We start from the raw sequence: 25,405 nt of genomic DNA on the forward strand, positions 1-25,405 counted from the left end.
AGGCATATACTCTCTTCAAAAAACCGATTTTTCATCAAGCACAATTCAAGATAACTATTATTTATAAGAAAGCTGTTTGTGTTAGCGTTTATGTCTAGCAGAATTACTGTAGAGAGTTATACGCCCTCACCCATCTGTATTTCTAAAGCTTGGCGAATCAGACCCATGACGTAAGGCACCTGAGAGATATTATTAATTCCTACCTCAGCATCCCCATTTCCCCATCGACCAAGATTGGTAACATCACGAGCTATACCTTTAGGATCATTTAGATCATGGAAGGGTATATTTAAAGTGAGACGCAGTCTACTCTTTTGAGGAACAACGTCCACAAAATTGGTATCCGCTTTAAACGCAACATAAAGTTTCAATATATCTTCAGTGACACTAGGATCAAGTGCCATTATTTCATTGCGTAGCTGTTCAAAAAGCTCGCGCATGGGCATTCCTTTATTTAGTTGAGGATGATCAGCTAATGTGTAACTTCCTTGCTTTGGTGGAGTATTTTGATAAGTTCTTAATACCTCTTCAGTCAGCGAAGGAGTATCCCAAACTTTAATAGCACGATTAGCAAGTTGATTGGCTCTAGCCTTGATTGCTTGTTCATTCCATAATTCTACAGCACCTAAGCCTTCATTGAGTATAAGAGGGCTATACTTGAAACCACCTGACATATCGCGTTTATCAGTAAATGGACGGTCACTATATTCAGAGTTATAACCAGTGAGTGTTAAGTTGCCCAAGGTATGTAGATAGGTTTCATGCACTCGTACCCATTCTTCACCAAGCTCATTCTGCCATTCTTTGGAAAGCTTTTCATTTTGAGGCATGATATGTTCGACGGTATATTCGTGCACTGGAACACGCTCTTTGCGTTCAAAATTTTCCAAACGGCGTAACCAATAACTTCTACTACGTATGGTATACAAATCGCGGAGAACTACATCACGCTTAAACTCATCATTACGTGGAAATCTCTTATAAGAACGCAATCCTAGTAAATGCGCTTTAAAACTTTCTAAGTAACGTTCTTTATCCAAAGATTTATGAAAAGTGGCAAAGGTTTTATTTAGAGAGTTGGTAGGAATAGCACAGACTGCACGGCGAAATACATAAGCTTCAATTAAGCGAATTGCTGTATGGAAGTCCTCTTTAGTAAGCTGCCTTTGACTATAGTCATCATATAACTCAAGCAATAATGGATAAGCTACATCGACCTTTAATTCACGCAAGTCTTTAAACGCCATAGACAGCTGATTATCAGTCTCTTTATCTAATACCATTGCACAGAAGTAACTTGCAAATGCGTGAATATCTGTTACCAGCTGATCTACACCTAAGCCCATTGTTTCAGCATTTTGCGCGTGTTGCTTAAAGGCATCATAGACACCATCGATACGTGGTATATCTCCAGTTTTAACGGTAAGGTAATGGCGCATAAAACTATCAAAATAGCTTCCATACCCTTCTTGACCAAACTCAATTTCCATCGGTCGCCAATGATTATTATATAGTTTAGATTGATGTTCTGGCTCTAACCCCATTAGTACAAAGTTACGAATCAGATCAGCTTGGCTCAACGCCTTACCAGTAGAGTTCATACTCTCAAAAATCAGCTGTGGATTGTCTTGATCTCGACTTAGAGCGATATCAACAATAATAAGCTTAGCTAAACCACGGCAGAGTTGTTCCAAATTACCATTCAGTTTTTCGATCTTCTTATCAAAGAAATTAAAAATTTCTTCAATACGAAGCGAATGATTCTCTGGAAGTGACTTCTGTGTTACCAACGCCAAAAGACTGTCTTTATCGGTTTGTGTTAATATTAATTTATATTTGCGTTCACCTTTTTCATAAGGATTAAGCAAATAGTAGTTACGTAACTTTTCTGCTGAGAACCCCTCTATTGGCTCGCTGTCACCAAGATGCCTAGATAAAGCCTCTAACAGTAACATAGCCGTCGTTAAGCGCTGTTGTCCATCTATAACTAACAATGGAGACTGACTTGATATTTGGTATAAACCTTGCTCGATATAAACAATAGATCCAATAAAATGACCTCCTACAGCGTCATTACTACCTGCTCGAATGATATCATCCCACAGCTGTTGGCACTGTTGCTCGGTCCATGAGTAGGTACGCTGATAAATAGGAATAACAAATTGTGGTGACTTTTGCAGGAATTTAAGGAGTTTGGCTTCTGTTGCTTTCATAGCTGTAAATATTTCCTTGATATTAATTTTGTCATTTATTAATTGATCACTACAATAACTGCAGAATTTGGGTATAGCTTAATTGATTCCAATAACGAGGTAGATTGAACCCTATATATTGTTACTGTATGCTTATAAGCTATTCCCGTATTTATCAAGCCAGTTAATCGCCTCTTTATAATCAGGATACAGTGACTTTAATAACGTCCAAAACTTAGCTGAATGATTCATGATTTTTGTGTGTACAAGTTCATGAATGATAATATAATCTGATACTAGAGTTGGCACCTTAATCAAACGCCAATTTAGAGAAATATTTTTATCACTAGAACAATTTCCTAATTTAGTTTTTTGATCTCTAATGTAGACAGCTTTGTAAGTGAAATTCAACCTTCCTGCTAGCTCTTTAGTTCTAGGCACTAAGTATTTTTTGGCTTCAGCCTTATACCACTTTTTTTGAACAACGGGATCTAGCAGATCTTTTTTGGCTCGAATTGTCTTATATTCATGGTCAATGATAACTTTAGTACTACAAGTTTCATCGTAGAAGTAAGAGTACCTGTTACCAAACATTAAGAGTTGGTTACGGCCCAACTCAATCTGGGTTTTCTTACTAAAAAAAGACTGCTGTTTAATAACCCATTTTGATTTCTTTGTGATTAATGCCTCTATCTCATCATCAGTAAATGAAGTCGGTATAAGAACTCTGACTTGCCCATCTTCTGACACCTTTATTCTGGCGTGTTTAACATCTTTTTTCTCTATTACGTAAATCTTTGATGACATTTTTAATTTAATCCAAAATACTTAATAATGCTCAGCATAATAGCATCCATAAGCTGAGAATCATCTTCAATGCCCAACTCTTGGTACTTGTCTGAAGCTGCAAATATTTCAATGTATACCTGCAAACGTGTAACTTCTTTAGGTATATCCTGCCAACCAATGTAAATTTTCCTTTTAACAACTGATTCTACTATATCCTTAGCAAGCTCTTTTGTTAACTCATCATTAAACCTAACTAAATTGGCGTTTTTAATGTGGGCATAGATCTCAAACGTCCCTTTATCTGCAAACCCCATTTTTTGAGGCAAGGTAGCAATATCATCAAGTTCATCGTAAAGCTTTCCTAGCTCAAGTAAAAGCTGCTCAATCGCCTGATTTTCTTCATTTTTCTTTTTTACTAGCTCATCCAATCGGTTCTGGAACTCAACATATGCTGCACTATTTACTTCATTCCTGCGGATGACTGTTTCGATATCACGTATAATTTTTTCTGCCTTATCTGATGGAGACAACTTAGTTTGTCTTAACTCATCCAGATAATTCGAATCAATAGTGACCTCAGGTAAATGTCCCTTAAAGTCAATTAATTGAGCGCTTTCTTCTATCAGCTTTCTAGTTTTAGCTGCATATATCTCAGCATCGAAGTCCAAGCGTTTAAATTCTTCCAGATAAATCTCATATATTACATTGAGCCATAGATACTTATTGCGGTACTCTCTTAGTTTAGGATGTGGTGATATTGCCTCCCATAACTGAAGTACTTCTTTATAATCCTGTTCAAATTTGCCTTGGTCTAATTCATTCAATTTGCGTACAATTGCCATTGAGCATTCGTAACTATCTTCTAGCTCTATATCTTCAAAAGGCTTTAATGCCGCTTCTAAAACCTTAGGAAACTGATCTACTAAACTCTCAACATCCTCAAACTCTCCGATGTCTTCAGGATCATAATTTAAAGCTGCTTTATAGTTTTGGAATACGCCAACATAGTCCACAATGCGACCAAACTCTTTAGATAGATTAGATATTTTGTCATCATAAGGGCGGTTAGTACGAGCAACTGCTTGTAGTAAGTTGTGGTCTCTAATTGGACTATCCAAATACATGGTTTGTTCAATGGGTGCATCAAATCCAGTAAGGAGCATATTGCAAACAATAATGATTTTAAGATTGTTGCCACTCTTCAATTCTTTAGGAGTAATACGTTTTTTAAAGTTCGCGATTAATTTACGACGTTCTTTATCTTCTTTATAATGATCTTTGAAAAGCTCATACTTCTCACCTTCTTCATAATTACCTGTAGAGAAGATAATCGTCATTTCTGATTGATCAAAGTAATTTAGTAACTCATTATAGTAAAGAACACACGCTTCTTTATCACAGGCTACTATCTGTGCCTTATAGCCTTGAGGCTCAACACCTTCTTTGAAATCTTGAGCAATATCTTTGGCAAGAACTTCGATTCTATCAGGATGCTTTAAAAATACTTTCCACGCCTGAACTCTTCTCTCTACCAATTTCTTTTCATCTTCACTTAAATCAGCCGTAATCTCATCATAACCTTGCTTGAGCTTATCTTTGTCAAGAAACCATTCTTGCGGACCGAAAGTATAGCGAATGGGTACAGTAGCTCCGTCTTCGATAGCATCTTGAATGCTATATTTGTCTAGATAATGCTCATGAGAGCCTTCTTCGTTTTTTATACCAAATTCTTGATGAGTCTTGGGGATTGGTGTGCCGGTGAACGCAAAACGACGCGCGTTAGGCAAAACGTTTTGTAGCTCTATCTGAAAGTTACCATACTGAGTACGATGTGCCTCATCAATAAGTATGATGATGTTATCCCGAGTGTCTTGGACATTACCAAGCTCTCTAAATTTTTGCACTGTAGTGATAAACACCCCTGCTGGTGATTTATCAATAATATATTTTAAATCGCCAATATTGTGGACAGGCCTAGCATTAGGAAAGTCGCAATCATCGAAAGTACCACCTATCTGCTCTCGAAGCTCTTTACGGTCAACAACTATATATACGGTTGGGTCTTTAAGGGAGGGGGTATTGCGAAGCTTATAAGCGGTATATAGCATGGTCAAACTCTTGCCTGACCCTTGAGTATGCCAGATTACACCTTGCTTTAAATCCGACTCTGCAACTCGGTGCACAATTTTATTAGCCGCACGAAATTGCTGATAGCGTGCTACTTTCTTAACAATACTGGTTTCAGCTCTTTCAAAGACCAAAAAGTTTTTAACAACATCTAGCACTCGGGCTGGTTGTAACAGACCAACGATACCAAGCTTCATCTGCTCTAAGACTTCACCGTTAGGTAAGCGCTCTACATCGAAGTGATAAAAGCCATCTTCTTCATTTATTGAAGTATGACATAGATCATTATTTTCATCCAAGATAGGGTTAGGATGATCTGTTTCCAACAAAGTACTTTTCCATTCGTTGAAATACGACGAAGATGCTCCTGGAATACCATATTTTGCGATGCGTCCATTACATGCCACACCAAAGCCGTGACACATGTAGAGTTTATCAGCACGTTGATCGTAGGTTGAGAACTGCTTAACACCTTCAAGCCAGTTCGTACCCTTACGTGCTCGTTGTTTTGCTTCAATAGGTACTAATGGAATACCATTTACCAACAGGACAATATCCGTTCTTACCAATTTAAACCCTTGTACTGAGTACTGGTTGGTGACAATAAAGCTGTTTTGCCAAACATCATTAAAATCAATAAAACAGAAATCTTTATCCTCACCGTCTACTGATAAAGTAATACCCTTCACAAGCTTTTCCAAAAAAGCTTCGTTTCCAAGAATTGGGCTAGGATTGTTAAGGTTATGGGTTAGCTGCTCTACCACTCTCTCGGCGATATCGACTGAAACCTCATTGATACTAGCAACTTTATCAATAAGAATTGTGTCAATAATGGGATTCGAAACTGGTCGGTTATACCTCTTTAAGTCATCATAACTTTCAAATACCCAACCCATCTTAGATAACCATTTCGTGACTGGCTTCTCAACGCCTTTAAGTTCTGACAGCTTTCCCATGACTTACGCCTTATCCAATAGCTTATTTATTTTGTCCACATCCACTCGGACTTTTCCTGTTAATAGGTTTTGCATTAATGACTTTCTCAAATTATTGAGCTTTAATCTTTTTGCTAACAATAAATTTAACTCTTCATCAACAACTCCAATAATTTTCATTATGCTAATCTGCTCACTAATATTATCCGGTACTAATATTTTGATACCATTTAAGTCGCGCTTGTTAATTTTTGGTTGAGCAGAACCATAAATAATTGAACGATAATCCTTTGACTCTAGTTGTTCGCATAAATACTCAGTTGTAATATATTTAGTATTTGCTTGTATCACGTGTGCATGGTTGTTAGCCCAAAACTTTCCTCTAACAATGAACGCTTGTGGAACTTTCCTTGATAGAAGATTATTACCATCCTCACCAAAGAGTATATAATCTCCATCGAAAATATAGCTATTTACCCAATCAATTATTCCAGCTGCGCCATAGTAAGGAAAATCACCAACTATACCTTTCCTGTTTTCAGCTTTGATGGGTTTTCGGCGAGAATCATAATTAAAGGAAATATCACTTACCTTCTTGATTTGCCAATTTCTTGGAACCATTCCAAACTTTTCATCAATATAAAACTCTTTTTCACTGCGCCAAACACCATCTGGCTTTAACTTACCTGTCAGTAAGTTTTGTATAAAAGATTTTTTTAGGCGTTCTGCCGAAAGTATGCTATTTGCTTTTGCTTTGATAGACTCATCAACTATAGATAATATACCTGCAATAGCTTTTTGCTCAGGAAGTGGAGCACAAGGCAGCTCAAGTTTTGAAAAATAACGTTTCGATAACTCAATTTGGTTTGTTGATCCTGTATAGCAGACTGACTCCAAATATCGTTGACCAAGTTCAGATGTTAAAAAGTAGCGAGCATATGTACTATCAATGGAATCTTCCATCGTTCTTAGTACAGTAACGTGACTGTCAGCAACTGCCTGAACGTCAGAGTATGACCACTGATTTACTCTACCTATAGTACCTGTACCTGTAGAGTTAATGAGAATATCTCCTTCGCACAAATAGGAAGATTCATCTATCTGATTTGGTACTACATGATATTTAACTTTTCCTAAATTAATGCAGTTCCATCTAATGCAATCTTGATTAACAACAAATAAGCCCTGATTATCTTCACTATAAACAGGAGATTTGCCACGACGTAGAAAGGTATTATTATCTTTTAATTGTTTTTCAGTCCAACCTATCGGTAGGCTTTCGATAATTTTTTTCATTATTGAATTACCTCCATTAGTTCCTTAAGTAAATCATCAAGCGAACTTTCAATAACTAATGACGATTTAAAGTCTGAAACTGCTTCTTTTAGATCAATTTCTTCCTCTGGCTCAAACGTATCAACGTAACGTGGGATATTAAGGTTAAATTCATTTTCCTCTAATTCTTCCATGTCTACTACAGAGAAATAACGCTTACTTAGCTCTGGATCAGCTAGTACAGTTAATAGCTCAGTTTCAACCTCATCAATAGCTAGTCGCTCTTTATTTGCTTGCTCTTGAGCATCTGATATTTTTTGTTCTTTTTCAAAGATCAGCTTTTCGAGTAAATCTTCGCCCTTTACTTTGTTATTGATCATCGTTTTAGTTGGCTTTTTATCTTCAGACTCTCGCTTTAATATCTGCTCATCCGCTTCTATTATTTTATTCTTAGCAAACTCAATGTCATCAATACTATCAATCTCTATTTCATTTAGTTTAAAAGCTAGCTCTTCATCAATAAGTTCACGCAGCCGCGTTTTTTGCGAGTCTATCCACGCTTTGGCTATTTCTATATCACCCCAGCTCTCTAATATGGTAGATATACGCAGCATATCTTGCGGCATAAGCGTATTCATATTGGACTCTTCTTTATACCAGCCCTCTCTAGCAGCATAGACCATCAGCACCTTGTTTTTGCGCTCTTCTGGTTTATTCTTATCAAGAAGCAAGATTGAGCCTGGTATTGTCGTTCCATAAAACAAATTACCCGGCAATACGACTATGGCATCAATAATATTGACACTCTTAACGAACTCACCATCTTTGTTAACTGGACCCTGCAAAAAGCCACGACGAATTAAATATTCATCATCCGCTTTTCGATTCTGTCCATCCTCTTCCTCAGTTTTTTCAGGTTGACCACGGAACAATACCCCTTGTGGGCATACCACACCAGCCTTACCATTTTCATTGATTGAGGCAACGATATGCTGTAGAAATGCGAAATCACCATTTGAATAAGGCGGAATGCCATAATCAAAACGTTTATATTGATCACTGAACTCTTCTTTACCTGGATAGCTCAGTTTAGGAGAGCCATCCTTATTAGTTTCAGGTTTACCCTTTTTGTTCTTCTTAGGTTCACCGTTCTTCCACCAGTTTTCCTGTGAGAATGGGAAATTAGCAGTGGCATAATCAAATTTCTTTATAGCTAAACTATTATCTTCTTCAGTAAATTTAGGGTCTTTTAGAGTATCCCCTTTTTCGATAGAAGCGTCTAACCCATGAAGAATCATATTTATATTAGCAATTGCCCAAGTATTCCACACATCCTCTTGCCCAAATAACCGAATGTTTTTTTGAGATCCTGTGGTTTTTTTGATGTATTTGGCGGCATTAATTAAGAAGCCTCCAGAACCACAAGTTGGATCGTATAATGTAGTGCCTCTTTGAGGCTTTAGATAACGCACGATAATATCAACGACTTCTTGCGGGGTATAAAACTGCCCAGCCGTAGTGCCACCTTTATTTTCGTCTGCAAATCGCTTAATCAGGTATTCATAAGCATCACCAAGTATATCTACTGAAGCATTTCTATTACTTAAATCTACTGCATCCAAATAGCTAACTAGAAGGCTAACAACCTCAGGATGCAACTTTTTACCACCAGAACCATCTGGAGATGGCTCATTCCAGCGTACTGTATTGATGACGCCCTTAAGTGATGGGTTAGCATCAGCAATTGCATTAACGGCTTTATTTAAAGCATCGTTTTTTCTATCCAATGGTGCGTTTCGGACATCTGTCCAAAAATGACCTTCAGGAATAATAAAGTCGTGTTTGTCCTTAATAATTTTTTGTTTTTGTTTTTCATTAGGCTCTACGCCATACTCTTTTACAAACTCTTTGATGCCATGCTCAATCTCCCAAGCATAGTTGTCTGATAAGCGCTTAAAGAATAGGAGTGATAGTATATATGACTTATAATCCTCAACTTTATCTCGTAGAATATCTGCCATTCCAAAAAGAGTACTACCTAATGCTTGCTTACTAATCATTTTTGCTCCGTTAAACTGCTGCCTATAATTGCTTCAGATATATTTAAAAAATTTGATTAAGATGTTTAAAACTAGATCATGATGCCTTACATGTATCATTACATTGTGGTTCATTGGATACTAATTTACAATCCTTCCACCATTTAAAACGTCAATTTGTGTCGCGCAATTAAACGACTTATCTATTTAATTACTAATTACTTTATGATACCTCACCTACTAAAATTCGTAGATCACCAATATTTAAGTATTTGGATTTTCACATCTTAGCAAATTATCCACTCCCAAAAACCATCCTTTCATCGTCATCCGATCAAAGCTATATACATGTGCATGAGGCGCTTCTCTACAGAGTCCTACTAGCGGCTGCTTTTGATCAGGCTTGCCATCAGCAAGCTCTATCAATCCTGAGCAAATTGGACAAGTTGCAGTAAACTCTGTGACTCTCGCTACATTCAGCCTATCTTTGTCCCAATACATCTCGATATCCGCATTTACGACATTAATATTTGCAAAGAACATAGGCGCTTTAACAACACGGTAATAAGGCAGTCTATATAACGGCACAAAGAAATATCGCCAGTTAAGATAAGCCAGAGGAATGAATGCTACAAAAATTATGGCTTGCCAAAGCTTAAAATTTGGCAAGTCGCTTAGCAATAAGATGACGAGTAAGGAAAATATAGCAATAAAGATATCCAATAAAAAACTTAGCATCAGCAAAACCATTAGCAAAACGCCTCGAAAGCTTAAGATCTTTAGCTCACCCTTTTTGAAGAAAAGCCGAGTGAATAAAGATGGCTTAATCTCAGAAGCCGCTTTTCGCTCATAAGTAACACTACTTAAATATTCATCATCCTCAATGTCATCAGAGTCAATGACGGCAGATCCAGCTATCTGCTCTTCATCTACTTCCTCATTTTCAATAGCTTTAATGCTCATCCATACGAGGGTTCTGTTCTTGGCACCACCCTCTGATAAAGATGAGATAACTTCTGGCAAATAGCCTATATCATTAAACGCCTGTTCACAGTCTGGTTGTGACTCAATAAACTTTACTAACTCTATATTTAATCTATCCGTTTTTATCTTATTTTTAGCGATTTCACTGCTTACAGTATTTTCATTTACGCCTCTAGCTTTGGCGTAAATAACTTGCCTCGATAGCTTCTCAGGCTCAAACTCTTCATCTGAATATTTTAGTTTGTTGAGCTGTGCGTCAACTATTATTCTTAGACAATGATCATAAAAAGTATTTCTTGGAAAATTAAGCAATTGTTTTTTGAGCTCTTCAAAAACAACTAAGTGTATGTTTTTCATAGATAAATACCGATTAAAACCCTATTATATCCCCTATAGCAGTCTGTTCCAGAGGCAGAATTCTTCTCATAATTACCTCACTCCTAACCAACTAACAAGAGGATGGTAACTATGTCAATGTCAATCGCTGTTAATGAGCAAAAGCAAATCGTCAATTTTAAGCAAGTCGAGCGAGGGCTGGCTTGTATGTGTTTTTGCTTTGAATGTGGTGAGCCTGTAGTGGCTCGTAAAGGTGAGAAAAATGAGCATCATTTTGCGCATCTCAACAATAAGGAAAGCTGCACGATCCACCCTGAAAGTATCCTACACAAGTTTGCCAAGCAAGTCATTATGGAACAGAGGTATTTAACACTGCCATCACTACCTGATGACGAAAATAGCGAGGATAAAACTTGGGAGTTTGATCAGCTGATTGAGGAACAAGCTGTTGGCTGTATTCGGCCTGATATAGTCGCAACGGTTGACGGGGAAATGATGTTTATTGAAGTTGCTGTGACTTCTTTCATCGATACCGATAAAGCGGATTTTATTAAGCAATTAGGTATTAAGACCGTTGAGATCGATTTGAGAGGAATCATCACACAAGGTATTGAGTTGCCAAGTGAGGAAGCCAAAGATTACATTTTAGACTGTGTCAGTAATAAGCAGTGGATATTTCCAGCACCGAAATCGTTAGCAGTACCAATAGCCCCTGCACCATCACCTGAGCCTCTTTATAATTGCCAGAGCAGTACTGATGAGAATAACAACGGAAGCTTTGATAAAGGCTATACCATCTATCGCTTTACCATCAAACACGCTTGGGTAGATGTCAGGGTCTTTAATTCAGGCATGGTATCTATTAAGTGTGTGACCTACAACCATGATGTCATTGAGATACTAAAGCAATGGCATAACGAAGGCGGTGGTCAGTACAACCAAAAATATAAGTCATGGAATTACTTTAAGCCGTTTTCAGACACCGTCTTGCGACGATTACAAGAGATGGATAGCTCCCCCAAGCAATGAGCTAATCCAGTGCATTCAAGGTAAGGCCTTACTATCAGCATTGATAGTAAGGCCTTACCTTATAACAAACTATAGGAGTTTTTGTCTAAACTCTATCATATCTAGATTAATTTGAAATAGGAGATAAAAAACCAGGACTTATGACTTGCTTTTGTTCAGCACGCGAAGACATAGCAAAAGATAGAACAATATGTAAAACAAAGGTAATTATTAATGCCGCTAGACCTGCGGGGAAATCAAATGGTATAGATATTTTATACTGAAATAAAACTCCCATAATCGCTCCAACTATGAATGAAATTATGGCAGGCCATCGTACTGGTGGCATATCATTAGGATTTGCTGTCGCATATTCAGAACGTCTAATGATGTAGAAATCTGCTAGGATTGGTCCTGCCAAGGGCACAAATGCGGCTCCTAGAATTGTAATAAAATCACTGAAAAAATAACTATAAAAGCCTAACGCCCCTAATACACTACCAATAGCTCCCATTGTAATAACGATTTTACCACGTGGTAATTTAATGCCCATAGACTCAGCTGAAGGGCCGATATATAAAGCATTACAGTAAAGCTCAGACATGTTAGTCGTCCAAAGAGCTACGACCCATAATGTAACACCCATTACCGTTAAGACAAGCCCATTTTGTACCATCCACGTTATAAAATTCGCATCTCCAGTTGTTATAGCACCTAAATAACCGACAACATTCAGAAGAGGGTTAGTTAATACGAAGCAGGCCATTGCACCAATAAAAACATGTGACGTACGTTTAGCATAACGAAAGATATCAACACCCATAATAACGCCAGCGATCCAAGCACCAATCATCACAGTAACTGCAGTACCTCGTGATAACCCTTCTCGTGTTGAAGCCTCAACCATCACTTTATCAAAACCGCCAAACTGTTTGACCATTATATAAGAAGCAACTATAGCGATGACCAAAACAAATGGTGCCGCGAAACTTGAAATCTTTTCAATTGCAGCTATACCTTTCCATGCAGAATACGTAAAAACAGCTCCCCATATTAAACAAATTAAAATATATTCTAGACTAAGGCCATTAATAACAGTTATTCCTGTTACATCTCCTAGTGCTACGTTGAAGATATCACCTACCATACCTACAATTGAAGCAAACCAACCTAAAGTTAAACAAGCCATAATTAGCATAGGTAGGATCATGCCTTTTTTACCATAGGAAATGCGAGATATAAGAGAAAGGTTCAATCCAGTCTTCATAGCCGCAAAACCAAGTAAAAACGTAAGTACTAGTAAGACCCCTTCTCCAACTGATATAGCAATCAGAGCATCAGTAAAAGACATTCCGGGATTGCCGTCTTGGCCTGCTAATAGTCCTCCAATAATAAGTCCCGTAGGTACATAGCCAAAACCTACCCAAATCGCAAACATCGCCCACCATGAACGTCTTTCACTGGTTGGCACAGGTGTAAGCATATGTTCTTCATGACTATCTTGCTCATCCAACTGAGCTGTATGTAGATGATCAGACATACGTATTCCCTCCATTGAAGTTTTTTAACATCCTCATTCTCTATATCATTACAACATATAATGACAAATGTAAAGATTTACTTACTCACTTCTTTGTTATAGGGTATATAGGAAGAATATCTTTATTAAAGGGAGTTAATATGTCTAGAAAAGAGCAGCTTTCAAAAAATCATTGGTATCGTAACGACGATCTACCAAATGTGAGCGGACCCAATCGCGAAATACAAGGTTACGGAGAACACCCTCCAAAAATAAGATGGAATAACGGTGCGAAAGTCGCAATTAATATCGTTGTTAACTATGAAGAAGGGTCTGAGAAAACCTTTGCTATGGGCGATGGTATGAATGATGGCATGCATGAGTTACCGTTTGAAGTAGATGATCAGCGTGATCTTGCTAAAGAATCAATGTATGAATATGGATCTAGAGCAGGCATTTGGCGTCTATTTAGAATATTTGATCGTTATAAAGTTCCAGCAACCTTTTTTGCTGCAGCCGTAGCACTTGAACGCAATCCTGATGTTGCAAAAAAAATGAATGAGCGCAAAGACGAGATTGTTGGTCATGGTTATCGTTGGATTGATCATTATGAGTATTCACGTGAAGAAGAAAAAGATCTCATAAATTTAGCAATGGACTCTTTCCAAAAGACACTTGGACGACAGCCCATAGGATGGTATTGCCGTGAAATGTCAGTTAACACGCGTGAGCTTTTAGTCGAAGATGGACGTTTCACTTATGATTCAGATTACTATGGTGATGATCTACCATTCTGGACTTTTGTGGATGGAAAGTCACATTTAGTAATACCCTATTCCTTAGTCAGTAACGACTGTCGATATATCATAGGTACAGGCTTTGGAGCACCATCAGACTTTGTTGAAACAGCATCACGTATGTTGGACCAATTGTTAGAAGATGGCGACGACTGTGGTCGTATGATGTCTATTGGTATACATCCGCGCATTACTGGAAACCCAGCACGTGCACATGGTTTGGCTGAATTTATTCGCTATGCACAATCTAAAGAAGACGTAGTATTTATGCATAGAGATGATATTGCAAAAAAATTCATTGAGCAGGTTCCACGTCCTGCATCTCCAGAAGATTGCCTTAATAAGTAAGTGACATACGTCGGTTTTATACTTTTAGGGTTTAAATATAGATAGTTAGTGATATTAGAATAAAACCTCTTAATGAAATTAAGAGGTTTTTTAGTATATTATTCTGAGATTTGTCTCACTACCCACATAAACTGCCTTAACCTTTTCGACTGTTCAGTTAGGATCGAAATGTCGTAAACTTTACTCATTACCTATTCTTTGGTTAGTGGATTATAAGCAGTTACACAATTTTGACCACTGTCGTCAAATCCGTAGAACCAAACTTGGGAGATTTTAATTACGCAGCTTGACGATAATAATCAAACCACACCTGTCTTGGCGATTTATAGCTCAAGCCCTTTTGAATCCTAGTTTGGTTGTAATATAGCTCGATGTATCTAATGATATCGGTAATGGCGGCAAACCTTGTTTTATAATCCTTATGATATACCAGCTCATTCTTTAATATGCTCCAGAAGCTTTCTATGGGTGCGTTATCAAAGCAATTACCTTTGCCACTCATTGAGCCTATAAACTGGTGCTGTTTAATGATTTTATGATACGCATGGCTACAGTATTGACTACCTCTGTCTGAGTGCACAATTAACCCTTTATTAGGTCGTTTGTTTTTGATTGCCATATTTAGTGCTTTGCAAACTAAGTCAGCAGTCATGCGTTTGTTGATAGCGTAACCGACCAACTCTTTGGTATATAAATCTTTCACTCCTGCTAAGTACAGCCAGCCCTCATTTGTCCAGATATAAGTAATATCGCTCACCCAAGACTCATTAGGGCAACTGGCATCAAACTGCTGATCCAGCACATTCGGATAAACTAGCTTGTTGTGATTAGAGTCGGTGGTCACTTTAAAGCGCTTATGACGACGACATTTAATGCCGTGTTGCTCTTTGATGCTTCTTACCATATACAAGCTAATGTTATGGCCTTGCTCGCTTAGATAAGCATGCAGTCGATCTACGCCATAACATTCTTTCGTTTCACTGTGAGCCGCTTTAACCAGTAATTCAGACTGGTTGCGGTGTATCTGTTGGTCACTGATGTCACGACTAATCCAGTCGTAATAGCTTGAGGGCTTAACGCTCAATACACGGCACATAGTGGTTATGCTAAATATCTTCTGGTTATCCTTGATAAAGGCGTACTTCACTAACTGTGCTTGGCAAAGTACGCCGTCGCCTTTTTTAAGATCTCGCGCTCCTCTTCAGCCACTTTAAGCTGCCGCTTGAGCTGCTTTATTTCTTGAAGAGCACTCATAAGATCAGGATCATATTGATCTGTGCCGACAAGCTTGCCTTGATTGGCTTTGTTCTGCCAATTTGAGAGCGTTTGCATGGCAATGCCAAGCTGCTTTGCGGTAGCCGAGATATTGCCATTATTGTCTGATATCTTCTTGACAGCTTCTGCTTTAAATTCGTCACTGTAGGTTCTTATTTTCTTGGTCATGATAAACTCCGATTAATACGCTTAGTTTACCAAGTTTAGTTGTACGGTTTCTTCAGCATAGCTCAGAATATCAGAGAACAACCGTACGCTATAATTGACAATACCTACTTGTAAGAGATATAGTCTTTAAGAGATATAGTTTTTAAGAGCTATAGCTCTTACAAGCAGATATTGTCCGTAAAAAATATACTTTCTATTTGGTATATTCTTTTTTTGAAATGATTCTCACTTATATCAACAGATTATACTTTTCGACTCACTTTGAAAAGCATGCTATTTAGCGATTAGTAAAATTTTTACTGCTGCATATGGATTTCAGCAATAGAGTAAATAAAAATAACCATGGAGAGGAATTTATGACTATTCAAAAATTAGATAGCGAGCTATCTGTAAGTCAACAAGTAACTAATTGGCTGGAAGGTTTTGATCAAGCCTTGCGTGTAAAAGATATAGACAAAGCAGCAGAGTATTTTGAAGAAGAAGGATTTTGGCGTGATTTAATTTCATTCACTTGGAATATAAAAACGTTAGAAGGTCAAGATGAAATTAAAGACATGCTTTCACATACTTTAGAAACGACTGAACCGTATAACTGGAAGCTTGATGGAGAAGCGGTAGAAAATGATGGCGTTATAGAAGCTTGGATAAGCTTTAACACTAAGGTGGCGAAAGGCTATGGACATTTGCGTCTGCGTAACGGCAAAGCTTGGACCTTATTAACGACTATGGTTGAGCTCAAAGACTTCCCTGAAAAGCGTAAAAGATTACGCCCAAAAGGTGCTGAACACGGTGCTGACCCCAATCGTTTAACGTGGCAGGAAAAACGTGAAGCTGAAGAGAAGAACCTTGGTTATAGCGAGCAACCTTATTGCTTAATCATTGGTGGTGGACAGGGTGGTATAGGTTTAGGAGCTCGCTTGAGACAACTCGAAGTTCCAACAATTGTTATTGATAAGCAGCCTAGACCAGGTGATACGTGGCGTAATCGTTATAAGTCATTATGTTTGCATGATCCTGTCTGGTACGACCACATGCCTTATCTTCCTTTTCCTGAGAACTGGCCAGTATTTACTCCAAAAGATAAAGTTGGTGATTGGCTGGAAATGTACACTAAGATTATGGAGTTGAACTATTGGGGGTCAACTGAGTGTATTAGCGCTGAATTTGATGAAGAACTAAAGCAGTGGAATGTAGAGGTTGATAGAGCGGGTGAGCGTTTAACATTACACCCTCAGCAATTGGTTTTAGCTACTGGTATGTCAGGACTACCAAATATTCCAGAAATTACTGGCATGGAAGATTTTTCTGGAGAGCAACATCACTCAAGCCAACACCCAGGTGGTGAGGCTTATAGAGGAAAGAAATGTATTGTACTAGGTGCCAATAACTCAGCGCATGATATTTGTGCCGCCCTTTGGGAAAATGGCGCAGACGTAACTATGATACAACGCTCCTCAACGCATATTATTAAATCAGACACATTAATGGAAGAAGTATTAGGTGGCTTATATTCTGAAGAAGCGGTTGAAAAAGGAATAACTACATATAAGGCAGACCTCACTTTTGGCTCAATACCTTTTAAAATCATGCCACAATTTCATGAGCCCGTTTACCGTAGAGTGGCGGAACTAGATGCTGACTTTTATGAAAAGCTAACCGATGCAGGCTTTATGCTTGACTTTGGTGAAGATCATACTGGTCTATTTATGAAATATTTACGTCGAGGTTCTGGTTATTATATTGATGTAGGTGCTTCTGATCTTGTAGCGAAAGGTAAAATAAAACTTAAATCCAATGTAAGTATCGATCATATCAAATCTAATTCAGTAGTCTTAACTGACGGGTCGGAGTTAGAAGCCGATTTAATTGTATATGCGACCGGATATGGTTCCATGAATGGCTGGGCTGCAAAAATTATTTCACAAGAGGTAGCCGATAAAGTTGGTAAATGTTGGGGAATGGGCTCAGATACCGCTAAAGACCCAGGTCCTTGGGAAGGCGAGCTAAGAAATATGTGGAGACCAACGCAACAAGATGCGTTATGGTTCCATGGTGGAAACCTTCATCAGTCGCGACATTACTCTCAATACTTATCATTGCAACTTAAAGCCAGAATGGAAGGGATAGAAACGCCAGTTTATGGTTTACAGGAGGTTCACCACTTAGAGTGATCTGAACGCCACTACTCAAAGTAAATTATAAAAAGTAGTAATTTTAAAGGCCATGCTGATGTAATTCAGTATGGCTTTTTTATTAGGTAAGCTACTATTGTTAAAAACAGCTTTATCTATACAGATAACATCCTCGTTACACTTTTTTAGGATTTTTAATACCTCTAAAATATCTACTTTTTTATTTTACTAATGCTAAATACAAGAAATAAACCGCCCTACTCTTAGGGCTAGAGCGGTCAGATACATCTAAGCTGAACGCTCAGCAATCTTAGTATTAATCCACTCCGCAATCTCACTTGCCACCCAAGCTACTCTCACTTGTGTCAGTTGGAGCTTTTTAGGGAATGTTGGATCATATTGATCAGAATCTACGTCGCCCATTGCATAGATAGTTGAGCGGCTGATACCTGTATATTCTATGACTTTTTTGACACTAAGTAGCTGCGGTATATGATTGCATTGCTCGATTACTGGCTGTGCTGCGTTTAAATTATCCATTGTTTTCTCCTTGTAAGTTAATGAGAGCGTTATCTCTCATACAGTTAGGGAGTCCTATATTTTTTTACGGCATCCTATACAGTCCGACCGTTAGCCTTGAACGAAACTATAAAAAAAGGAGCAGAATGAATCCGCTCCTCTTTATGTCACCTATTTGGCTTGATAGGTTTAACTCACCGCTGTCACGCTTTGTCGTAATCCTTTCTCAATGCTATTCACGTTACGAGTGGCTAACCCATTCTGATAATTACCTTGCTGATTGCTACTGATGTCATCTGTTTCTACTGGATAAAACTCTTCAACCACATCAAGCAGACCATCGCTATCAACCTCAAAGCACGAGTTCACATAACCAAGCTTTGCTGCTTCCTCTAGTGCCGCTTGATCAAAGCCGTGTTCACTTAGCTCATTATCAATCACTCTGGCATGTTGTACCGCATCTTTAAGTGTTACCCCATCACGCAAGGTCAGGTCCACAAAGTAAATCGGTGTGCGATAGCTTTGCGTGGTGCTTTTGCCTCTTAGCGTTAATTGCAGTGGTAGACATGACAGCTTATTGCCTGATACCGCAGCAAAGTAGCTCAGCCTTGCTGCAAGCGTTCTAATACTATTAAAGCCTGTGGTGCGAAAGATGAATGTTCCTAGCTCATCATCTTCACTGAGATTAACGTATAGCCTGCCATACGGCTTACAAGCACCGCCTTGTGCTAATGGGCAACGATCAGGTGATGGGCAAGGCAATTGCTCAACGCCACCATTCGTTCGACGTTGACACTGCTCACCGTCACCGACGCAGAGTGGTCGTCCAGTTTGTCGATCAAACAGTGTGTACTCAGCTCTCAGGTTTAGTGTCGGATCGTTAAACAGCATGCGTACTGGTATTTGCCTCAATTTACCGTCACTATTTGCGCGTAGCTTTGCATCAAGTGGATGATTGATCCAGCCATCCTTGTTTTGAACTTGGCTGGTAATGGTGAATTGATCGTCTTTAGCAGGTAAGCGTTTGCCATCTTTTACAATGACACGCCCAATGCTGATACGACCTAAAACTGGTGGGGTAATAGTTAGACCTTTAATCATAGTCATGTTCCTTTTGTGTTTGATAGGTTTTGTTTAGCCATAAAAAAGCCCACCTATGACGGATGGGCTATTATGTGCTTACTTTGATTGATTGGCTTTGAGTGGTTGATGAATGTGTTAATAATTAAATGACTGATAGCTTAGTCATTAAGAATAACAAATCGACGGCTGCCTTGACGGGTTTTACTAAACCGCTCGAGTAATTCCGGATGGGCTTTAATGACCGCCTTGCTATCAAGACTGACACTGTCCTTCGAGCGCTTCCATGAAATCGCGCCCTTCTCAAATACAGCGACCTCATTATCTTGAATTAAGCTTTGCAGCTGATGCTTCACTTGGTCATGACGCTGCTCTAGCTCTTGCATATAGTCACGGTAGCTAAGCAGTTGCTCAAACAATTTGTTGGCACCATCGTCATCTCGCAGATCAACCTTGCTTGACGGCTTGGGCGTTGGATAAAGCTGCTTTAATGCTCGCGCAGCAGATTCTGAATGATCAGGCGTTGGCGGGGTATCGGTTTCTACGTACTGCCAGAACAGACGCTCATGCTCCATGATAGATTCAATCAAGCGCTCGTCACGCTCAACCTTATATATCTTAGCCTCATGCCCACAAAGTAGCACACAGATATGCGCCGCAGTTTTACCAGTAACCGCTAGTTGATGTTGCACTTGGCAAGTGACATACAAGGGCACGCCATGCTTCCAAAGCTTGGCACCATGCTCACCAGCCGTTTTACACTCTAAAATCTGTGCCTCGTCACTACCTGTGATGGCGTAGTCTAGATTAGCCAGCATAAAATGCTTGTCAGGATCAGGATGCTGCAAGATCGCGTTTACGCGCCTGACTTTATTGCCTGTATGTTCTTGATAGTATTTCGCCACCATCGGCTCTAGGGAATTGCCCCAATACAGCGGTGAGTAGCCCTCTAAGCTTTCATCGATGCTTGATTCCATACGTCCTGTCTTAATCATCCATAACTCCAGCATGGATAGATAAGGATGAATACCACAAGCAGCGGCAGCGTCAGAGCTACCAATCCCTTGCTTGCGAAATTGTAGCCAGTCCTCACGACTTAACGATTTGGTGTTGACCAAACGCTTAGCAGTGATTGATTGATTAGCAGATGCTTTAACCGTTTTACCTTCTACCTTAGGCAACTCTTCGCTATTGTGCCGAGCGTTTAGTGGAGTCTTATTCTTAACAGTGGCCCGCTTAAGTCTTGGCTGAGTCGTAGTCGTATTATTTAATGCAATCATATTCATGATGAACTCCTTGGTTAGATTTCTTATTGGTAATTAGTTAATGTGAATAGGCTTACTTACGGCATAAAAAAACCACGCTCAAAGGCGTGGTTGATTCATTAGTTAAATACAGTGTCTATGTGATTAGGCAATTAAGCGCAGCGCTTCATCCAAGCTTTTATCTTTGAGTTTAGCGCCAGCACCAAACCATGCTGAGTCTAAGCGATGGTCCCTCGACATGGCACGGCGTTCATGGTCAACAAACTCCGTCATTGCCGACAGTAACCCGTAAGCGGTATCTTTAGCAGAAGCCAAATCTGCGCCGCGACCTTGACCGTTAAACATCTTCATGACCTGATTCATCGCTTTAGCATTAGGCACGGCATCTTTCTCTTTCTTAGCGCTGTTAAATAGAATGATGTCATTGTCTTGATCATTGAACACACGGCTCAAATAATTGGCTGCTTCTGCTTGGGTCACACGGCGCTCTGATAGCTGCTTCATCTCATAGCTGTGTTCTTCCCACTGCTTCACTGATACGCCTAATTGCTGCTTGACCTTGTCAGCATCAAAGGAGGTTGAATGTGGCACTTTCACTACACCGCCATTGCCGTTGGCAAGGCTGATCGCTAGTGTGTTGTTACACACCACACGGATGGAGGTGAACTGAGCAGTAGTCGCTAGCGTGCCGTCACAAGCGGTTGCCAATAACAAGTACCCATTACTCACATCTTTACCCTTAAGCGTTGCTGACTGGCCTGTACGAGCCAATGCCCATAGCTTACGACCACCCTTTAATACTCCAGCAGTCTCAAGCTCAAAGTCAGACTGCTCAGTAAGATCACGATAGAACTCTAGAATCTCACGAGGCTGTACTTCTTGGTAGCGTTGGCTGACTACTGATAACGGTTCGAAGTTATCACTGCGGTAAAGTACTTTCTGCTCAGCAAAGGGCAGAATCAGATTGTGCCCTTTGTCATTGTTTGCCATGTAGCTGACGTCCGATGACTCAATACGCCAGTCCATACCGGCTTGCTTTGCCCAGATATCGATAGGTTGCTTAGGTGCAAGCTCGTTACCTAGACCATGCCAAGGGGTTTCGCCAACGTATGCCATTGTTTCGATTAAATGTGCCATGAGGATATTCCTTATAAATTGATTGATTAAGTAAATTGATGATTGATGGTTAATTAAAAGCTGTAAACACGTGAGTACAGTCATCACAGCGATACTGCTTATTGATCAGCATCGGTAAAGCGGTGTTTGATTGAGCCATCTCGATCAGGGTTGCGATAGCAGTACCTGTAATCACACCGATCACAGGATGCACTCTGAATGATTTGCATAGACTGTTACCAAGACCGATCAGCACAGTAGGAGACAGCAGCTCATCGATCAAACGGTCGTGAGTACCATCAGTCATCTCATACACCGCTAATGACTGACAACGTGGTCATACTGGTTTCATAAAGACTCCTTTTATTTTGGGCATAAAAAAGGCCTGCACGAGGCAGACCTTCAATGATGAGTAAGGATAGGCATTAACACGCTAATGCTCGATCTCATGAATGTGGTATGTATCTGAAATTATTTAGCTATGGACTATGCTAAGTACTACTTAGGGATAGTTCCGCGACCAAAGCTGCGCATGCTTGGCGTCCATGCTTTAAGGCGCTGTTCGTACTTGTCAGGTCGAGTTAAGTACAGTGCTGTATTGATAGCATTCTTAACTTCTACAGCATTGTTTTTATGAATCATGCCGATACCAAGCGTGCCTTGCTTCTCGTACGCGCGTTTATGCGCGCTCGTATTACAGTTATAGTAACACCCCAAATCACCTGTTATCTTCACCCACTCTTTACCAACAGCATCACCTAAAAACCAGTCTTTCTGCCGCTTGTCACCGTTATATATCAATAGCAGATGGCAGTGTAAGCCACCTGTGTCAGTTCCTTGTTCTATCGCCCAAGCATGACCCCTTAAATGCTCAAAACAACCTCTCTTTCTCCCAATACTACCTCTCAACTCGTCCATTAAATTATGAAATTTTTCTATACCTATTAGATGTGCAAACTCCGACTTTATCTTAAAATCCACTCTTACGATAAGCACCCGTGAATACTCTTTCAAAAAATAACTCATATAATTGTAAAGTGAATAACCGTTTCTTTGTTCTTGATAAGCGAAGTTAGTGATAGCAGTGTTAAATTCATCACGATAAAAAACTAACGCACGTAAGAAACTTTGTGTCATATCCTCGTTCCAAAAAATTTCATTGGGATAGCAACTACCACACACAAGATAGCCACTGCCTATGAACCATTTTATAGAGTTGGTGTACTCCAACTCGTCATCGAAGAGCAATGTCATTGGTTGATAGTAAGTGTTCAGTTGCTCACTGATCTGTTGAATACTCATTTTGTTGTTAGGAGTAAGAATATCGTTAACGAGTTTGTCGACTTTAGCGACTACTGTTTCGTGGGTTAATTTTAAGGTGGTCATGCTATTTGCCTAAGGTTATACGTTCATAATCTTGGTCAGATAGGTAAATTATTACTGCAACTTGAAAGGTGGCTACACTAGAAAGTGGTATGCCATGTTATATAAATATTATTAATAACCGGATTTTGAGGGTGACAAATATCATGCTGTGGTGTGGTTTTAATTTTCTAAAAAGCCTACTGATACATGAGTTCACGGTATGGGGAGTTACGTATTTTGATAATTTAAACTTAATGAAGGCGAATCCACTGCAAATTCATATACTAGAATAGTCTATCCCCTTATTTTCAAGGGCTTACTCCATTTACTGATTACTCTAAAATCACGCTTTAACTATTTATTAATTGCATATTAACTACTAAAAAATAATTTTATAACAATTTAATAATTATAAAAAAGTTATTAATTTATTATGCTAAAGTGATTGATAATTGATGAAAATAAACCACATAACGGCTTAGTTTTAGGAGTGATAAAATGCAGAATGGTATGTCTAAGTTGAAACATTTAGAATTTGATCAACGAGAAGTTGATTTCATATTACAAAATATTGAATTGGACGGTTATGATGTTATCCTCCCAAACGATGCGAATTATCTTGAGAGAATGTACAAAAATTACGGATTAGATCCTAACTCCTTAAACTATTTTAATCCTAAGACATATTTAGTTTCGAATGAATCTATACGCTGGTTTAAAGATGATTTAAGGGCAGCGCTCTGGTTTTATGCATTTCTCGTTATAAAGCAAAAATGGCCAATAAATCTATTATCAGTTCATGGCATATTTACTAAGGATTTTATTTTAAGCTTTGATTGCTTTTATGAAATCAATAGACCTACACCTAATGGATTAAGAAACTTCTTAACTTTTTTTAAAACACGAGCTATAAGAATCGCTGTTCCTTACTTTCATAAGTGCAAAACTAGTCGCGATTATTTGCGTTGGCTGAATGAAAGCAATAGAGAACAAATGGAGTGGGCACTCGATTACCTTCAAGAAAAAGAGCTATTAATTAACGCTCCTAACTTTATGCCCATTAATACGAAAGAGTGCTATGCGCAAGTATGTGCATCACTGGACGCACTTGATATGCATTCAGACTTACAGCAGAAACTAACTGATAGCTACCCTAGAGGACCTAAAGAAAGCATAAAGGCAAATAATGCTAATCAAGTTCATGATGGAGTTATGGATTCACAAACAAATCAAGTAATAACAAGAAACCGTGCGCTAGACCAAGATATGAATAATCAGGCTAATATACCCCAAAGCACTGCATTGGATGGTAGGCCAAATTCCAAAGCTTTTAGAGCGTTAGTGAAAGAGGTTCATGAGGCTAGCAACGCTAAGAGAGAGTTATTAACGAGAATGCGTACTGCATGGAATCAAAAGGTATTTAGAGATAAAAAACCAGTGAAAGCTGAAAAAAATCTCAAATTGCCACATGGTTATGAAAAGAAACTAAAAGAAATTTCAGAAGCCTATGACGAGGATATTGTAGTCTGCTTGAAGAGAGTGATCGACGAAGAGTACAGATCTGTTAAATCCGATGGTTGACATAAGTCAAGTATTTATGAATACTGAAACTATCAGAGAATAAAGCTGAATGATATCCAGTTACCAATCAATGAGCCCATCCCGAATTCTGTGTAACTGCCATTTAGATTAAATGCTTACTGATACGGTCATCAAACATAATCATAAAACGATTCAGAGCAGACGTCCAGTTACGAATCGGCATCGACCACTTCTTGGATGCCTGCTGTGTTGCTAGATATACCACTTTAAACGCTGCCTGATCAGACGGGAACACCTTACGCTTATTCACCGCCGTCCGAATCACACTGTTTAGCGACTCAATAGCATTGGTGGTATAGATGGCTTTTCTGATATCTTTCGGATACTCAAAGAACACCGTTAAGCCCTCCCAGTTATTACGCCAAGACTTGATGACATGTGGGTACTCTGTGCCCCAAGTCTCATCAAAGTGCTCAAGATTGGCCTCTGCTATCTCAAGCGTATCAGCGCCGTAGATGGCTTTTAAATCAGCCGCTATTGCCTTCTTATCTGTCCACGGCACAAACTTCATTGAGTAACGCACCATATGCACGA

General features: G+C 39.0%; 19 protein-coding genes. 4 read left to right on the forward strand and 15 right to left on the reverse strand.

Annotated features, from left to right (window positions below; translation table 11 throughout):
• Positions 1 to 116 precede the first annotated feature (116 nt).
• The 6 genes from JFC07_RS06640 to JFC07_RS06665 all read right to left on the reverse strand — a co-directional run bounded on the left by JFC07_RS06640 (position 117) and on the right by JFC07_RS06665 (position 10,698).
• The gene (locus tag JFC07_RS06640; protein WP_198328688.1) at positions 117 to 2,213 is read right to left on the reverse strand and encodes a GmrSD restriction endonuclease domain-containing protein; all 2,097 of its coding nucleotides are present in this window, start codon (positions 2,211 to 2,213) and stop codon (positions 117 to 119) included.
• A 132-nt stretch (positions 2,214 to 2,345) separates the two neighbouring features.
• Positions 2,346 to 2,999 (reverse strand): M48 family metallopeptidase, encoded by a 654-nt coding sequence (locus JFC07_RS06645; protein ID WP_198328689.1) that lies wholly within the window; start codon positions 2,997 to 2,999, stop codon positions 2,346 to 2,348.
• A 2-nt stretch (positions 3,000 to 3,001) separates the two neighbouring features.
• Positions 3,002 to 6,064: a type I restriction endonuclease subunit R gene (locus JFC07_RS06650; RefSeq protein ID WP_198328690.1), complete on the reverse strand. Its 3,063-nt coding sequence runs from the start codon at positions 6,062 to 6,064 to the stop codon at positions 3,002 to 3,004.
• 3 nt (positions 6,065 to 6,067) lie between these two features.
• Entirely contained in the window at positions 6,068 to 7,339 is a 1,272-nt protein-coding gene (locus tag JFC07_RS06655; protein ID WP_198328691.1) for a restriction endonuclease subunit S, read from the reverse strand.
• A complete protein-coding gene (locus JFC07_RS06660; protein ID WP_198328692.1) occupies positions 7,339 to 9,378 on the reverse strand; it encodes a type I restriction-modification system subunit M in 2,040 nt (679 codons plus the stop codon). The genes JFC07_RS06655 and JFC07_RS06660 overlap by 1 nt, the downstream gene beginning before the upstream one ends.
• A gap of 243 nt (positions 9,379 to 9,621) precedes the next feature.
• Positions 9,622 to 10,698, reverse strand: coding sequence for a hypothetical protein (locus JFC07_RS06665; RefSeq protein WP_198328693.1), 1,077 nt, complete (start codon positions 10,696 to 10,698; stop codon positions 9,622 to 9,624).
• 111 nt (positions 10,699 to 10,809) lie between these two features.
• Between JFC07_RS06665 and JFC07_RS06670 the strand changes: the two genes are divergently transcribed.
• Positions 10,810 to 11,706: a competence protein CoiA family protein gene (locus JFC07_RS06670; protein WP_198328694.1), complete on the forward strand. Its 897-nt coding sequence runs from the start codon at positions 10,810 to 10,812 to the stop codon at positions 11,704 to 11,706.
• A 106-nt stretch (positions 11,707 to 11,812) separates the two neighbouring features.
• On the opposite strand, the gene JFC07_RS06675 is transcribed toward JFC07_RS06670, so the two are convergent.
• Positions 11,813 to 13,225, reverse strand: coding sequence for a purine-cytosine permease family protein (locus tag JFC07_RS06675; protein WP_198328695.1), 1,413 nt, complete (start codon positions 13,223 to 13,225; stop codon positions 11,813 to 11,815).
• 140 nt (positions 13,226 to 13,365) lie between these two features.
• Between JFC07_RS06675 and JFC07_RS06680 the strand changes: the two genes are divergently transcribed.
• Entirely contained in the window at positions 13,366 to 14,349 is a 984-nt protein-coding gene (locus tag JFC07_RS06680) for a polysaccharide deacetylase family protein (protein WP_198328696.1), read from the forward strand.
• Positions 14,350 to 14,626: 277 nt separating this feature from the next.
• On the opposite strand, the gene JFC07_RS06685 is transcribed toward JFC07_RS06680, so the two are convergent.
• A protein-coding gene (locus JFC07_RS06685) for an IS3 family transposase (protein ID WP_198328697.1) occupies positions 14,627 to 15,792 on the reverse strand; the annotation gives its coding sequence in 2 pieces (ribosomal slippage) (positions 14,627 to 15,537 and positions 15,537 to 15,792; 1,167 coding nt in all).
• 356 nt (positions 15,793 to 16,148) lie between these two features.
• Between JFC07_RS06685 and JFC07_RS06690 the strand changes: the two genes are divergently transcribed.
• The gene (locus JFC07_RS06690) at positions 16,149 to 17,963 is read left to right on the forward strand and encodes an NAD(P)/FAD-dependent oxidoreductase (protein WP_198328698.1); all 1,815 of its coding nucleotides are present in this window, start codon (positions 16,149 to 16,151) and stop codon (positions 17,961 to 17,963) included.
• A 249-nt stretch (positions 17,964 to 18,212) separates the two neighbouring features.
• Here JFC07_RS06690 and JFC07_RS06695 read toward each other — a convergent pair whose 3' ends face one another.
• The 6 genes from JFC07_RS06695 to JFC07_RS06720 form a co-directional block, all read right to left on the reverse strand.
• On the reverse strand, positions 18,213 to 18,464 hold the full coding sequence (locus JFC07_RS06695; protein WP_198328699.1) for a helix-turn-helix transcriptional regulator: 252 nt from the start codon (positions 18,462 to 18,464) through the stop codon (positions 18,213 to 18,215).
• 168 nt (positions 18,465 to 18,632) lie between these two features.
• Positions 18,633 to 19,544 carry a recombination directionality factor gene (locus JFC07_RS06700; RefSeq protein ID WP_198328700.1) on the reverse strand — a complete coding sequence of 304 codons (912 nt, stop codon included), beginning with the start codon at positions 19,542 to 19,544 and terminating at the stop codon, positions 18,633 to 18,635.
• A gap of 140 nt (positions 19,545 to 19,684) precedes the next feature.
• Complete coding sequence (locus tag JFC07_RS06705) at positions 19,685 to 20,809, reverse strand: YqaJ viral recombinase family nuclease (RefSeq protein ID WP_198328701.1); 1,125 nt, start codon at positions 20,807 to 20,809, stop codon at positions 19,685 to 19,687.
• Between the two features lie 123 nt (positions 20,810 to 20,932).
• Complete coding sequence (locus JFC07_RS06710) at positions 20,933 to 21,925, reverse strand: DUF932 domain-containing protein (RefSeq protein ID WP_198328702.1); 993 nt, start codon at positions 21,923 to 21,925, stop codon at positions 20,933 to 20,935.
• Between the two features lie 49 nt (positions 21,926 to 21,974).
• Entirely contained in the window at positions 21,975 to 22,211 is a 237-nt protein-coding gene (locus JFC07_RS06715; protein WP_227678273.1) for a hypothetical protein, read from the reverse strand.
• A gap of 191 nt (positions 22,212 to 22,402) precedes the next feature.
• The gene (locus JFC07_RS06720) at positions 22,403 to 23,290 is read right to left on the reverse strand and encodes a YagK/YfjJ domain-containing protein (RefSeq protein ID WP_198328703.1); all 888 of its coding nucleotides are present in this window, start codon (positions 23,288 to 23,290) and stop codon (positions 22,403 to 22,405) included.
• Between the two features lie 477 nt (positions 23,291 to 23,767).
• Between JFC07_RS06720 and JFC07_RS06725 the strand changes: the two genes are divergently transcribed.
• Positions 23,768 to 24,850, forward strand: coding sequence for a hypothetical protein (locus JFC07_RS06725; protein ID WP_198328704.1), 1,083 nt, complete (start codon positions 23,768 to 23,770; stop codon positions 24,848 to 24,850).
• Between the two features lie 103 nt (positions 24,851 to 24,953).
• Here the strand turns inward: JFC07_RS06725 and JFC07_RS06730 are convergent.
• A partial coding sequence (locus JFC07_RS06730; RefSeq protein ID WP_198328705.1) for a transposase occupies positions 24,954 to 25,405 on the reverse strand: 452 nt, incomplete at its 5' end.

This window comes from Psychrobacter faecalis, from assembly GCF_016107575.1.
Taxonomy (GTDB): domain Bacteria; phylum Pseudomonadota; class Gammaproteobacteria; order Pseudomonadales; family Moraxellaceae; genus Psychrobacter; species Psychrobacter faecalis.